Here is a 12,244-nt window from a genome sequence, read left to right as displayed (position 1 = left end):
GCCCGGATGCGACATGGCGACAGGGTAGTAACTAACCATCAGGATCTCTGGCGCATCACACTAGTGTCATCGGCACCGTGTCCTGGCAGGACTCCTCCCGCACCGGCGTGCCCGCATCAGCGCCCGAAAGGCAAGTTCGGCGGTCTCCCGGTACGCCGAACGCCAGGTCGACGGCCGTCCCGACACCAGCCTCCCGGTCACCGGTCTTGACGTCACCGTCCTTGAACCCGAGCCCGACCTGCCCGCCGTCTCCCACGACGAGCGGCACACACCACCCACCGACCGACGCCGACAGCGCGTCCTGGACCTCCTTCACACTGTCCCAGACCGCCACTGGCACACCCGTGACCTCGCCCGCCAACTCGGTGACATCACCCTCAGCACGATGTATCGGCAACTCGACAGATGGGCCGCACACGGACTCATCGACAAGACCGGACCAGCCATCTACAGCAGCCCAAGAAGCCACGAATCCCCCCTGCCACCAGCGGAAATGTGCTAGCTACCCGGCATTGGGCCTTGACCTCGGTATTTGTACACCGGAGGCACTCGGATCTTGATGGTCCAGGAGAACGGAGTACCCGTGGGGATGAAGCACTACCCGGCCGAGTTCAAGGCGGGCGCGGTCGCGTTGGACCGGTCAAGGCCGGGAGCGACGGTGAAGTCGGTCGCCGCTGATCTCGGGGTGAACACCGAGACGCTGCGGAACTGGATTCGGGCCGCCGACGGGCGCGGGCCCGGTGCCCACCCGACGCAGCCGACCGCCGCGTAGGCCGGCGGTGACGACGTTCAGGCGGAGCCAGCCGCGGCTCGGAAGAGGATCCGCGAGCTGGAGGAAGAGCGCGACATCCTCCGCAAGGCGGCCCGTAATTTCGCGACGGAGGCGCGCTGGTGAACCGCTGCCGGTTCGTTAACGATCACCATCGCCGCCACGGCGTGAAGCCGCCCTGCGACATCCTCGGCCTCTCCCGCTCCTACTACCGGTGCCGCACCGCGGCAGCACGAACGGCCCGGCAGCCCGTCCAGGCCGGGCCGGCGCCCGGATGCGCAAGGTCCACCAGGACTCCGACGGCACTTGCGGAGCCCCCACGATCACCGCCGAGCTCAGCGACGAGGGCGGCCCGGCGGTCAACCACAAGCGGGTCGCGAGGATCATGCGGTCCATCGGGCTCGAGGGAGTTCGTCTGCGGCGCCGGCACCGCACCACCGTCGTGGACCAGGCGGCGGCGAAGGCTCCGGATATGAAACGCCTCGGCCGGCGTTCGCCCGTCGAACCCAGCCCGGTGACAGTCACCGCGGAAGGTGGAGTGCTCGCCGACCGGGTTCGGTCACTCTTTCAGCACCGCGCTCGCACCCCTCGGCGAATGGGGCGAGGAACACAGGGAAAGCGTCGAGTCCGTCCCCTGAGCCGGTGACGGATGGCCTCCCCGCGGCATGCCGGAACCGACACCGTAAGGCGAGGCCCTCGGACGGACCTCCCGCGTGCGGGAATCGACCGCGGGTGAGAGTCACCAACTGCCTGGCAGGAGGCGACCGGTGATGGGTGCGGCACCTCGCGGGTTCCCCTGGCCCTGCCGGGTCATGGACCGGCAACCTGCCCGGGCGTCCTTGTCGTGCGCTCCCTGACTGTGTGCGCTCAGCACGTGTTGGACGTGCCGTCGAGGAGGGACACGACGCTGACGTCGACATTCTTCTCCGTGTCGAAGTAGACGCTGAGGACGACGGGACCGCTCGGAACCTTCTTGTGGAAGCAGAGATCCGCCGGGTCGGCACTGTCTTCGGTCCCGTAGGACGGCTCTCCCTGCTTCCAGCCGTCCTTCTCAGCCAGTGCGCGGTAGTGGGCGGAAACGGCCTGCTTGTCGGCGGTGACCTCGTATCGCAGGGAGGCCTCCAGGTACTCGTCTCCGCTGTCGTCCAGGCACCCGGCTTCCGCGCTGTCGTACCCCGGCGCCGGACGCGTACCGGGCGCGGGCGCCACAAGGACACTCAGCGATTCGATCTCCCGAATGAACGCCTCCGTGCCCTCGCAGTCGTCGACGACATTGAGGAACGCGCCATCAATGGATCCGAGGATCCGGTCCTTCGCCACGCCCGCACCCGTGGCAAGAAGAACCGCCGCAAGGACCAGCACCCCGAGAAGGCGCCCCCGCCCGCGTGTCATCGTCATATCCGCCCCTCACCTGGAACCCCTGTTGCGACAGAGGTGAAGGTACTCTGCCGCACCGCTGTCGGCTCAAGCCTGTTCCGGTTCCTGGCAGGTCTGCGGTGCGGCCATCCGTCCCTACGTGAAACGGGGTTGGGCGTGACGGCCACGCGGCCGGCCCCTCGCGCACGGCGGAAACAGGTGGTCGCCGTGACCCCCGCCGGCCAGGAGGGGCGGGACCGCCGGGCCGCCACGACGGCAGCCGGACGCGATGCCCCCGAGGGCCGGGACCGGATCCGCCGTCCGGACCGGACTCCGTTTTCCGTGGAAGTCCGGACACGCGGTGAACGGGAGCCACACACTGTGGCATCGGCCGGATCACCACCGGTCCGGAGCGGCCGACGGAGCGGGGACACGACGGAATGCGGGTGCTGGCGGGGCGGTATGAAGTGCAGGGGACTCTGGGGCAGGGCGGGATGGGGGTGGTGCACCGGGCCCTGGACCGCGAACTCGGGCGCTAGGTCGCGGTGAAGACCCTCCCGCCCGAACTTCTCCAGGACGCCCAGTTCACCGCCCGTTTCTGGCGGGAGGCCCGCACGGCGGCCCAGCTCAGCCACCCGGGCATAGCGGTCCTCCACGACGTGGAAGAGGGCTCCACCCAGGAGCCCCGCATTCCCTTCATCGTCATGGAGCACGGAGAAGGTCTGACGCTCGATCAGATCGCACACGACACACGGCTGACCGTCGAACAGGCGGTACCCATCACGGCCGACATCCTTGACTCGCTGGAGTACAGCCGCGAACAGGCCGTGGTCCACCGTGACACCAAACCCTCGAACGTCATGATCAGCGGACCCGACGAACCCGGTGTCGTCGATGATGAGTGCGCCGCCCTCCTCGCCCAGCTTGGTGGCGACGTATTCCTGCAGGTCGTCGCGTATGTCGTCGGCTTCCCACTTCGCTCCGGCCAGCAGGTGCTGCGGACCGTCGGGAGTGGAGTGGCCCGCCCGCTCGGCCAACTGCCAGCTGTTCTTGCGAGCGACCGGGGCGAGCAGGCCACGCACGTACTCACGCAATCGACGGCGGAGCTCGACACGGCGGAAACGGTGGCCGATGGTCACGAAGAGATCGTCCAGCCCCAGGTCCCACTGCTCGGCAGCACGCTCGGTGATCACACAAGGAGGCTTCCCCGGACACTGTCACTACCAACGGCGTCGCCACACGTTCAAGGGGCGGCCTCCGTGAGACCGCCCCCAACCACCCCACAGGCCGCTACAATCCGCCCCGCCGAGCGAAACCCACAGGTCAGACAGCGAAATCCTGCGGGAGTACTAGGGGCGTTTGAACTCGACCGGTCCCGCGTTCATCTCGATCGTGCCGTCGATGTGGAGCAGGGGGCGCCGTTCGTTCATCCGGCCGCTGTACGACTCGATATGCCGCACCGCCGCACCGTCGTCCGTGGTGAAGTCGAGCAGGGCGAGGGCGACCCAGTAGCGGGTCTTGGTGTTCTCGAAGAGCGGGACGGTGACCGTGGAGCCCCGGCCGTCGCTGATCACCGCCCTGGCGCCGAAGCTGCGGAACGATCCGAAGCCGTTGCTGACGGCCGAGTACGCGCAGAGCAGGATGTAGCCCTGTTCATCGGGGCGGGATATCCGGATCGCCTCCCGGCCGGGGACCTTGGAGTCGCCGTCGAGTTGGATATAGGGCTTCTCCCGCAGCGAGCCGAGGTTCTTGTAGTAGACGACGTTCGCCCGGTCCACCGCGCCGGTCGGCTGTTGGCCGGAGACCTCGCCGTTCTCCGGGCGGACGGCCTCGCCCTGGGGAGTGTGGCCGGACTTGACGAGCGTTCCGGCCGTTTTCACACCGCGCACCGCGCGGGATGCCGGTACGAAGAGTGCGTAGAGGTCGAGGTCCGCGCCGCGCTTGCGCCTGTTCTCGTCGCCACCGTCCCATTCGAGGGCGGCCTCGATGGCCAACTCGCGGTCCTGCTTGTCCATGCTGATCGCGGCACGCGCGCCCTTGTCCAGACTGATCCGGCCCAGCGGCGGCTTGACCAGACTCATGGCGGGGGCGGCGGCCGGTACGGGTACCGGGGCCGATACGGGCGCGGGTACGGGGGCCGGCGCGGGCGGTGGTTCCTCGGCGACCTCGACGCCGAAGTCCGTCGCCACGCCCGCCAGCCCCTCCCGGTACCCCTGCCCCACCGCCCGTATCCGCCAGCCCGGCCCCCTTCGGTATATCTCCAGCAGCACGGCGGCCCGTTCGCCGTCCGTCATCGGCGGCACCGGGAACAGCACCGGCTCCCCGCCCTCCGGAACCGCCCGTACCGCCAGTTCCGTCACCTCCGCGAAGGTGCGGCCCGGGTCGTCCGGATCGCAGCTCCCGACCAGCACCACCCGGTGTACGGAGGCGGCGAGGGCGGCGGGGTCGACGGTGATCCGCTCCGGCCCGCCTGAGGTCGCCACCGTGTGCCGGACCGAACCGGCCCCGGCGCTCGGCTGGTTGAAGAACACCATGTCGGCGTCCGACCCGACCTTGCCGTCCGCGCCGATCAGCAGGGCGGTGAGGTCCACGGGCCCGCCCGAGCGTCGCAGTTCGACCGTGATCCGCTCCGCGCCGACCGGCGTGTTCGCGCCCTTCGTCAGTTCTGTCATGACCGATCTCCCCAGCAGTCGTTTCCGGCCACATTGCCACATTGGCACGTTGCGGCAGTCGGGGGCAGCCCGGTGGTCGAATCACGGGGCACGGGGAAGGGCTGGGAGGGCTGGGTCCTTACCACCCCCAGCTCGCCGAGGAGGTCGAAACCCTCGCCACGGACAGCGAGCACCTACGCGACACCAGCGACCCCCAATGGCACGCACCGTGGAGAACCCCGGCCAGCAGTTCCTGGGGGCGAGCGTGCTGACCCGCCTAGGCCGTGTTTAGAAGTTGCTGGTGTGCTGGGTGGGCCGTCCGGGAAAGTCGCGGGCGGCCATCCAGATCGTGAGGTCGCGGGCGATCTGGTCGATGCTGGGTCTCGGTGACGACGTCGTGTTTGCGGCGCGTGGTGTCGTGTCGGACGACCTCGTAGCCGCTTTCGTCCAGGACCGCGACTGAGGTGAACCAGACTGGGTCGTCTTCGTCGGGCTGGATGACGACGAAGGTGTTGTCCGAGCTGTTGAGGTCGTCGATCAGCATGAACAGCGCGCCTTCGGACGGGTCCTCGATGTGGTCGCCGCACTCACTCTCGGCTCGGTAGTACGCAGGTCCCATCGGCCTTGTCTCCCCTCAACCTGCTGACCTGATCGCGGCCAGAATGACATGCGTGGCTGACACTTCCGGCAGGTCACAGCCATTCGTTGATCGCGGCTATGAGGATGGTCGCCTCGAAGCGGACCGCGAGCTTGTCGAACCGGGTGGCCACCCCCCGGTTCCGTTTCAGGCGGTTGATGCCGCACTCGACGGCGTGCCGGGCCTTGTAGTCCTCGCGGTCGAAGGCGGGAGGCCGCCCGCCCGCCGTTCCCCGGCGTTTGCGGTGGCCAGCCTGATCGGCAGGTTCCGGGATCGTGCAGAGAATCCCGCGCCGACGCAGATACTCACGGTTCGCGCGCGATGAGTACGCCTTGTCGCCCCGCACCCGCGACGGACGAACCCGCGGTCGGCCCAGCCCGAGACGGGGAACCCGGATGGCTTCCAGCACCGTTGTGAACTGCGGGCTATCTCCCCGCTGACCTGCTGTGACCAGCAGCGATAACGGCTTCTGCCCTTGCTCGCAGGCCAGGTGAATCTTCGTGGTCCAGCCACCGCGGGACCGGCCCAGGCCGTGGTCGTCGGGTTCGGCCCGATTGCCGCCCGGTGGTTCCTTCTGGGCTCGGCTGTCCCGCCGGGCACCGGCAGCGTGCTGATGGGCCCGGCAGATCGTGGAGTCGACGTTCACGTCCCAAGTGATCAAACCGGCGGCATCCGCCCGGGCCTGCAGCCCGGTCAGGATGGCCGACCAGACACCATCGCGCTGCCAGCGCCGGAAGAGCCCGTAGATCGTCTGCCATGGACCGTACTCGGGTGGCAGATCCCGCCACGGAGCACCAGTCCGCACCCGCCAACGGATCCCGTCGATCAACCGCCGCCGACCGAGCGACGGCCTGCCCACCGCCGCGACCGGCAACAACGGTCCCAGCACCGCCCATTGGTCATCTGAAAGATCCCCTCGTCCCACACCGAGATCATCACGGCACGAGGGCGGCGATCTCAAAGACGGCAGCCCGCACGTTCACTGCGGAGGGGGCGTCAGCTCGACGTACCGGCGGCGTCAGCCTGGCCTTGGCCGATTGCGTCCAGCGCGCGGTCCAGGACCTCCTGGACTTGGCCGTGGGCCGAGATCGTGGTCACCAGGGCCTGGTAGTGGTCGACGACCGGCGCCGTCTCGGTGCGGTAGACCTCCAGTCGCTTACGAACGGTTGCCTCGCGGTCGTCTTCGCGCTGGTACAGCTCACCGCCGCAGAAGTCGCAGACTCCTGCCACTTCAGGCGCGCTGTAGTCGACGTGAAAGATGTGTTCGCGGTGCTGACGGCACAAACGTCGTCCAGCGATCCGTCTGACCACCTGGACCTCGGGAATCTCCAGGTCGAGCACGGCATCCAGCCTCGATTCCGAGTCGGCCAGGATGCCGTCCAGCGCCTGCGCCTGGGCAAGATTGCGGGGGAAGCCGTCCAGCAGGAATCCGCGCTCGGTGTCCGGACGGGCAAGGCGCTCTTTGATCACCCCGATCGTGACCTCGTCCGGTACAAGAAGGCCGGCGTGTATGTGCGTGTGGGCGTTCTGGCCAAGGTCAGTGCCCCGGTCGATGTGCTCGCGAAACAGGTCACCGGTGGAAATGTGCTGGATCGACAGATACGCGGCAAGGCGCACTGCCTGCGTGCCCTTGCCGGCCCCGGGCGGCCCGATCAGGAGGATGCGCATTGATGAGGTACCCCTTCGTCATGCGTTGCCCGGGATCGTTCGCGGGACTCGCAGCCGTGACGGAACGCTAGTGCCTGTCCCCACCGGGGCGCGATCCGGCGTACCCCAAGATCGGATCGGGGGATACCCCCCCAGCGTGACCCTTCGCCTTTTCCCCGAACGGCCCACCCAGCGCACCAGCAACTTCTAAAACACGGCCTAGGCGTGGTCCCACCCATCCGGTCCCTGCTGTCGGCTCAGACGGAAGCCGGAGACCAGGTGCTTTACCGTATCGCGGGTCGGGACTGCCACGGTCTCCATCCTCGGTCAGGACCCGCGCCGTTCTAGCTGCAGATCATCGGCCTGGCGGCCTTTGGTCGCTGGGCGTCTTCATCAGTTCACCAGTCGAGGCCGTTCACCTATTTCCGGAAGTGCGGCGACCGTCGGCCGGGCGCCTCGATCACGGCCGGCGCGTTGCGGATCGCAATGCAGCCCAGATCAGCCGTGTCTGTTCGGTGAGTGCGTGATGCATCTCCGGTCCGCCCTCGGGTTCGAACCACCGCACTGCAGGTCGTCCGCTCTTGAGGAACTCGTCCTGCTCGTCCGTTCTGGAGCGGGAACCAAGTAGCCGAACAACTGCCACGGTCGCCCGAAGGGGGTGCGCGGTCGAGGAGCAGGCCATGTCCGCGTGACCAGGCACGCGCCGACTGCGACGCCGAGACCTCCATCCCCAGCCGCCTGGCGGTCGGCGGTAGATGCCCTCTGAACGCCCTGGCGACTGATCACACCGTGGCCTGGGGCGGGTGCCCACGGGCTCGGGGCTCGCGTACTACGGCCGCCTACCCCGCTCGCGCGCATGCCTGCGCCTCAGCCAGGTAGCGCGCCACTGGGCCAAGGGTCAGCATCCCGCTGGCGGCGCCGGCGTGTTCGGCACGGGCATCGCGCAGGGCGGCATCGGCGCGGGCCGCGATCTGGCGCTCGCCGAGGCGTACGGCGGCGCGGGCGGTCAGGCACCACAGTGCCTCCTGCATGTGGTCACGCGGTGGTTCGGGCAGTGCGGCGAGGGCGGCACGGGCCTCCTCTCCCCGGTCCTGGGCGAGGAGCACGAGGGGTCGCGCCCAGGATCGGTACGGGCCCCAGTCGAGGTGCGGGTTGGTGGGCGCGGGCCGGTCGTGCAGTAGGCGCAGCCCTAGGAGGGCGAGCGGGAACAGGCCACGGTGCAGCCCCGGCATTCCGGCCGTCTGGAGGGCGGCCTCGGCAGCGCGGTAGTGCGCTGCGGCCGTGGCAGCGGTCGGTCCGCCGGGTTCGGTGCTACGGGCGGCGATAGCCCGTGCCTGGAACCACCTGGTGAGGACGGAGACGAGGGGCGCCTCGGAGGTGGCGGCGAGCTGTTCGGCTGCGTTGGCGTGCGAGGTTGCGGCGTCGAGGTCGCCGAGGGCCGAGGCGGATTGCAGGCGGATGAGTCGGCCGAGTACCGCGAAGTTCGGCAGCTCGTGCCGGGTCGCCAGGTCGAGGATCTCGGCGCCGATCCGGTCCCGTTCCGCCGCGAGCCCGGGGCGGGTGAAAGATTGCAGGAACACCCCGTTGAGGGCGAACGCCAGGAGGGCGGGATCGGCTCGGTTCCGGGCCAGCGCCTCGGCCTGCCGTGCCGCCTGTTGCGCGCGCTTCAGCTCGGTCCTGGACAGATCGGCGCTGCGGCTCTCGACGGCGACCGTGGCCAGCAGGCGGGCGGGCAGGTCGGCGGGGCCGTCGGAGCCGAGCGCGCTGAGGGTGCGCTCGGCAGCCGCGACGACAGCGCGGGACTGCTCGGGGTCGTCGGCCCGGCTCCAGATGGCGGGCACGTCGTAGGCGCCGATGATCCGGGCGGTCAGGGAGAGGTCCCCTGTGCGTTCCGCCGCCTGGATGGCGGCGAGGCGGTCGCGCCGCGAGTGGACGAGGGCGTCTCCACCCGCCAGTGCGAGGGTGCGGGCCAGATCCACGGTGGTGCGCGGGCCGAGACTGACACCATGGCCGGTCCACGCGGTACGTGCGCCTTCGGGGGGCACGTCCCCCTTGAGGATGTCCTTCTCCAGGCGCTGGAGGTCGGCACCAGGGTCGAGCCCGAGTTGATCAACGAGCATCGCGCGAGCGCGGCGGAGAGTGGCCAGCGCGTCGGCCTGGCGGCCCGCGCGGTGGAGCGCGCGGGCCAGCAGTCCCCAAGCCGGCTCGCGCCACGGATGTTCGGCGACGTGGGCACCCAGTTCGGCGACAAGATCGGCCCCTTCCCCGGAGTCAAGGAGGATGCGGGCACGTAGTTCTGTCCCCTGCAACCGCAGCTCCTCCAGTCGGGTCCGCTCGCGCTGTGCCCACGCGGAGCCGGTCACATCGGCGTAGGCGGGTCCACGCCAGTCCGCGAGTACCGTGCTGAGATCGGTCACCGCGTCGGGATTGCGTCGGGCTCGGGCCAGGGTGTCCTGGAACCGACAGACGTCTACGTCCTCACGCGTCAGGCGCAGCGCGTAGCCGGGACCTTCGGTGACGAGTACGCGCGGAGGGTTGCGGGGCGGCCGCTCGGGTTCGAGGGCGCGCCGCAGCGCGGCGACGAACGTACGCAAAGCACCCACGGCGCGGGCTGGCGGATCGGGCCACAGATCGTCGACAAGGCTGTCGGTGGTGACCATCCGTCCCTCGGCTGCGACAAGCCGGGCCAGTACCTCGCGATGGCGGGGGCCGCCCAGGTCAACCGGGCTGCCATCGTCGCCGAAGGCCCGCACGGCACCGAGCACGTCGATTCGCATGCCCCCATCCTCTGTGCCAGAGGTCGGATGCGCTCAATCGTACTGATCGGTTGCTGATCGCCGTCGCCCACGCTGATCCGGTCAGTCCCCCACCCGAAAGAACGGTCGTTCATGACGCTTACCATTTCCGGTTTCGACCACATCCGCCTGCCCGGTGCGGACGGTGTGGAGCTTGCTGCCGCTGTCGGCGGCAGTGGCAGCCCGGTCGTCCTGCTGCACGGATTCCCCCAGACCCACCTGATGTGGCGACACGTCGCCGAGCGGCTCGCCCGCGAGCACACGGTGATCTGTCCTGACCTGCGGGGCTACGGCGCCAGCGACAAGCCGACGGCCACAGACCCCGATGCATACGCCAAGCGCACCATGGCCGCCGACATCGTGGCCATGGCGGCGGCCCTCGGCCACAAACGCTTTGCTCTCGTCGGCCACGACCGGGGCGCCCTGGTCGCCTTCCGCGCGGCGTTGGACCACCCTGAGACCATCGCGCACCTGGGCATCCTCGACATCGTGCCGACGCTCGACATGTGGAACGTCCTGCACGGCGCCTCGGCGGCGGTCGCCTACCACCTCTTTCTCATGGCGCAGCCGCCAGGCCTGCCGGAGACGATGATCGCCAACAGCGCGGACGCGTTCTTCGGTTCGTTCCTCGACACCTGGGCCAACGACCCGACCGCCATGCCGGAGGACGTGCGTGCCGAGTACCTGAGGGCGAGCGCCGCGGCGGCGACATCGATCGTTGCGGACTGCCGGGCCTCGGCGGGCATCGACATCACGCACGACCAAGCAGACCTGGACGCCGGGTCGCAGCTGGCCATGCCCGTGACGGTCGTCCAGCAGGACTGGGGCGCGCGGCTGGGCTACGACGCTGCCGGAGTGTGGAAGGCGTGGGCGCCGGACCTGGACCACCGGCTGACCCGAGCGGGGCACTTCATGGCCGAGGAGGCACCCGAGGAGATCACCGCGGCGATCCAGGACCTGCTGGGCCGCTGAGCCTCCTACTCCCGACTCGCCGGCCGACCACGACCGGTCGGCGAACGCCCAGTTTTCGGCGATGGACCGGTCGCGGACGCTGCGATAGGCCAGGAACAGGTCCAGTCCCGGGTGTGGACGCTCCCTGACCATGCCCCACCGGGGACAAGGAGGAGGAAGAGAAGGCGAAGGCCGCAGCGGCGAGCGCGACGGTACTCACGATGTCGACAGCGTGAGGCGCCGGGCCGTCTCCCCCAGCCGGAAGCGGGGGACACGGCCCTTCGTCGTGCAGAAGTATCCACAGGTCGCCGCCCGATGCTCCCGATCCCGGGCCCCTGGCTCCGCCCCTCCCTCGTGGGACGCCGGGCCGACTGCCGCCGGGACTACTCGTCGGTCGCGGCCGGGTCGCGCAGCGGGCGCAGTGAGCCGTCGCGGGGGAGCGGACGATCGGGTACCGGCCATGGAAATTGATGTTCATGGACCAGCGGCGGGAGCCGGGAGCGGATCTCGGATGAGCTGGTCAGCCCGCTGGCCTCCAGCTCCTCGCGGAAGCCCGGGACTCCTGTTGCCCACCCTGCCGAGCTGGTGAGCCTCCCGGTCGGCCCGCGACCGAGTCCATCGCACAGCTTCTCACACCGATCTAAACTGGACATGGACTCGGGGCCGTTCCCGCCGGGAGGCGGTTTGTCATGGCTGGACTGGTGATCCGGAGTTTTGATTCCGCCGATGAGACAAGACGGTTCGAGGACGGAAAGGGCAGGCTGGATCTGCTCGAAACGGATGGCGGACCGGTCGGCCGGGCGATCTTCGAGCCTGGCTGGCGTTGGTCGGAACACATCAAGCCGCTGGCTGGGACCGCCAGCTGTCAGGAGGCCCATACCGGGTACGTGGTGAGCGGACATATCAAGATCGTCATGGACGATGGCGAGAGTTCCGAGGCCGGCCCAGGCGACTTCATCCAGATCGCGCCCGGACATGACGCCTGGGTACTGGGAGAGGGACCCTGCGTGGCGGTGGACTGGACCGGATACGGCGACTACGCGAAGCCGGCGTCCCCGTAAGAACCCGCACACGACGAGTGCGGGGCAGGCATGGTGCCGGGATGACACGGCTCAGGCCCCGGGAGCGCAATGGCACAACCGGCAGGCGGTAGGCGCCACCTGTGCCCACTACAGTCATGGCATCGGGTGGAAGGGGCCGGGACACCGCGGCCGGAGGCTCTGGCCCACGGTCATGGGCGGCCATCCCAACGCTCTCCGTCTGATGTGGCCCGGATTACGTCTTCGACCTCACTCGAACCTCCTTCAACGTCTTCACTCAACACAAGCGACCTCATGTCGCAACGGACAGTTCGAATACCCGACGCGTAACCACTAGTGCTCTGACCGTGTTGGTCTACCGGGTTCTTGCCCCCGCTGGGGCCAGGGCCGGTTGGATG

General features: G+C 69.1%; 10 protein-coding genes and 3 pseudogenes. 5 read left to right on the top strand and 8 right to left on the bottom strand.

What is annotated here, in order from left to right:
* Window positions 1-55: 55 nt before the first annotated feature.
* Window positions 56-469, bottom strand: coding sequence for a hypothetical protein (locus NBG84_RS32980; RefSeq protein WP_250923362.1), 414 nt, complete (start codon window positions 467-469; stop codon window positions 56-58).
* A 120-nt stretch (window positions 470-589) separates the two neighbouring features.
* Between NBG84_RS32980 and NBG84_RS32975 the strand changes: the two genes are divergently transcribed.
* Window positions 590-772, top strand: a complete 183-nt coding sequence (locus tag NBG84_RS32975) for a transposase (protein ID WP_250923361.1) — start codon at window positions 590-592, stop codon at window positions 770-772.
* A gap of 271 nt (window positions 773-1,043) precedes the next feature.
* The gene (locus NBG84_RS41670; RefSeq protein WP_425608740.1) at window positions 1,044-1,415 is read left to right on the top strand and encodes a helix-turn-helix domain-containing protein; all 372 of its coding nucleotides are present in this window, start codon (window positions 1,044-1,046) and stop codon (window positions 1,413-1,415) included.
* 221 nt (window positions 1,416-1,636) lie between these two features.
* Here NBG84_RS41670 and NBG84_RS32970 read toward each other — a convergent pair whose 3' ends face one another.
* Entirely contained in the window at window positions 1,637-2,167 is a 531-nt protein-coding gene (locus NBG84_RS32970) for a hypothetical protein (protein ID WP_250923360.1), read from the bottom strand.
* A 503-nt stretch (window positions 2,168-2,670) separates the two neighbouring features.
* Here NBG84_RS32970 and NBG84_RS41665 point away from each other — a divergent pair.
* Window positions 2,671-2,940 (top strand): annotated as a pseudogene (locus NBG84_RS41665) (Stk1 family PASTA domain-containing Ser/Thr kinase); the annotation flags it as partial.
* 57 nt (window positions 2,941-2,997) lie between these two features.
* On the opposite strand, the pseudogene NBG84_RS41660 reads toward NBG84_RS41665, so the two are convergent.
* The 6 genes and pseudogenes from NBG84_RS41660 to NBG84_RS32940 form a co-directional block, all read right to left on the bottom strand.
* Window positions 2,998-3,318, bottom strand: a pseudogene (locus NBG84_RS41660) (transposase); the annotation flags it as partial.
* 156 nt (window positions 3,319-3,474) lie between these two features.
* Window positions 3,475-4,797, bottom strand: a complete 1,323-nt coding sequence (locus tag NBG84_RS32960; RefSeq protein ID WP_250923358.1) for a TerD family protein — start codon at window positions 4,795-4,797, stop codon at window positions 3,475-3,477.
* 267 nt (window positions 4,798-5,064) lie between these two features.
* A pseudogene (locus NBG84_RS32955) lies at window positions 5,065-5,395 on the bottom strand (hypothetical protein).
* Between the two features lie 73 nt (window positions 5,396-5,468).
* Entirely contained in the window at window positions 5,469-6,338 is an 870-nt protein-coding gene (locus NBG84_RS32950) for an IS5 family transposase (RefSeq protein WP_250923357.1), read from the bottom strand.
* Window positions 6,339-6,409: 71 nt separating this feature from the next.
* The gene (locus NBG84_RS32945; RefSeq protein ID WP_250923356.1) at window positions 6,410-7,081 is read right to left on the bottom strand and encodes an adenylate kinase; all 672 of its coding nucleotides are present in this window, start codon (window positions 7,079-7,081) and stop codon (window positions 6,410-6,412) included.
* An 818-nt stretch (window positions 7,082-7,899) separates the two neighbouring features.
* Window positions 7,900-9,837, bottom strand: a complete 1,938-nt coding sequence (locus tag NBG84_RS32940) for an AfsR/SARP family transcriptional regulator (protein ID WP_250923355.1) — start codon at window positions 9,835-9,837, stop codon at window positions 7,900-7,902.
* 111 nt (window positions 9,838-9,948) lie between these two features.
* Between NBG84_RS32940 and NBG84_RS32935 the strand changes: the two genes are divergently transcribed.
* Both NBG84_RS32935 and NBG84_RS32930 read left to right on the top strand, forming a co-directional pair.
* Window positions 9,949-10,827, top strand: coding sequence for an alpha/beta fold hydrolase (locus tag NBG84_RS32935; RefSeq protein ID WP_250923354.1), 879 nt, complete (start codon window positions 9,949-9,951; stop codon window positions 10,825-10,827).
* A 668-nt stretch (window positions 10,828-11,495) separates the two neighbouring features.
* Window positions 11,496-11,867 carry a cupin domain-containing protein gene (locus NBG84_RS32930; RefSeq protein ID WP_250923353.1) on the top strand — a complete coding sequence of 124 codons (372 nt, stop codon included), beginning with the start codon at window positions 11,496-11,498 and terminating at the stop codon, window positions 11,865-11,867.
* Window positions 11,868-12,244 lie beyond the last annotated feature (377 nt).

It is taken from the genome of Streptomyces albipurpureus, from assembly GCF_023701525.1.
Classification (GTDB): domain Bacteria; phylum Actinomycetota; class Actinomycetes; order Streptomycetales; family Streptomycetaceae; genus Streptomyces; species Streptomyces albipurpureus.
The sequence above is the reverse complement of the archived record's forward strand: the minus strand, read 5'-3'. Positions and strand labels throughout refer to the sequence as shown.

What these genes read in the sequence shown, in the direction of transcription:
- NBG84_RS32975 (WP_250923361.1), top strand. Translation starts at nt 590, where the DNA reads ATGAAGCACTACCCGGCCGAGTTCAAGGCGGGCGCGGTCGCGTTGGAC.
- NBG84_RS32970 (WP_250923360.1), bottom strand. Translation starts at nt 2,167, where the DNA reads ATGACGATGACACGCGGGCGGGGGCGCCTTCTCGGGGTGCTGGTCCTT.
- NBG84_RS32930 (WP_250923353.1), top strand. Translation starts at nt 11,496, where the DNA reads ATGGCTGGACTGGTGATCCGGAGTTTTGATTCCGCCGATGAGACAAGA.
- NBG84_RS32945 (WP_250923356.1), bottom strand. Translation starts at nt 7,081, where the DNA reads ATGCGCATCCTCCTGATCGGGCCGCCCGGGGCCGGCAAGGGCACGCAG.
- NBG84_RS41670 (WP_425608740.1), top strand. Translation starts at nt 1,044, where the DNA reads ATGCGCAAGGTCCACCAGGACTCCGACGGCACTTGCGGAGCCCCCACG.
- NBG84_RS32935 (WP_250923354.1), top strand. Translation starts at nt 9,949, where the DNA reads ATGACGCTTACCATTTCCGGTTTCGACCACATCCGCCTGCCCGGTGCG.
- NBG84_RS32960 (WP_250923358.1), bottom strand. Translation starts at nt 4,797, where the DNA reads ATGACAGAACTGACGAAGGGCGCGAACACGCCGGTCGGCGCGGAGCGG.
- NBG84_RS32940 (WP_250923355.1), bottom strand. Translation starts at nt 9,837, where the DNA reads ATGCGAATCGACGTGCTCGGTGCCGTGCGGGCCTTCGGCGACGATGGC.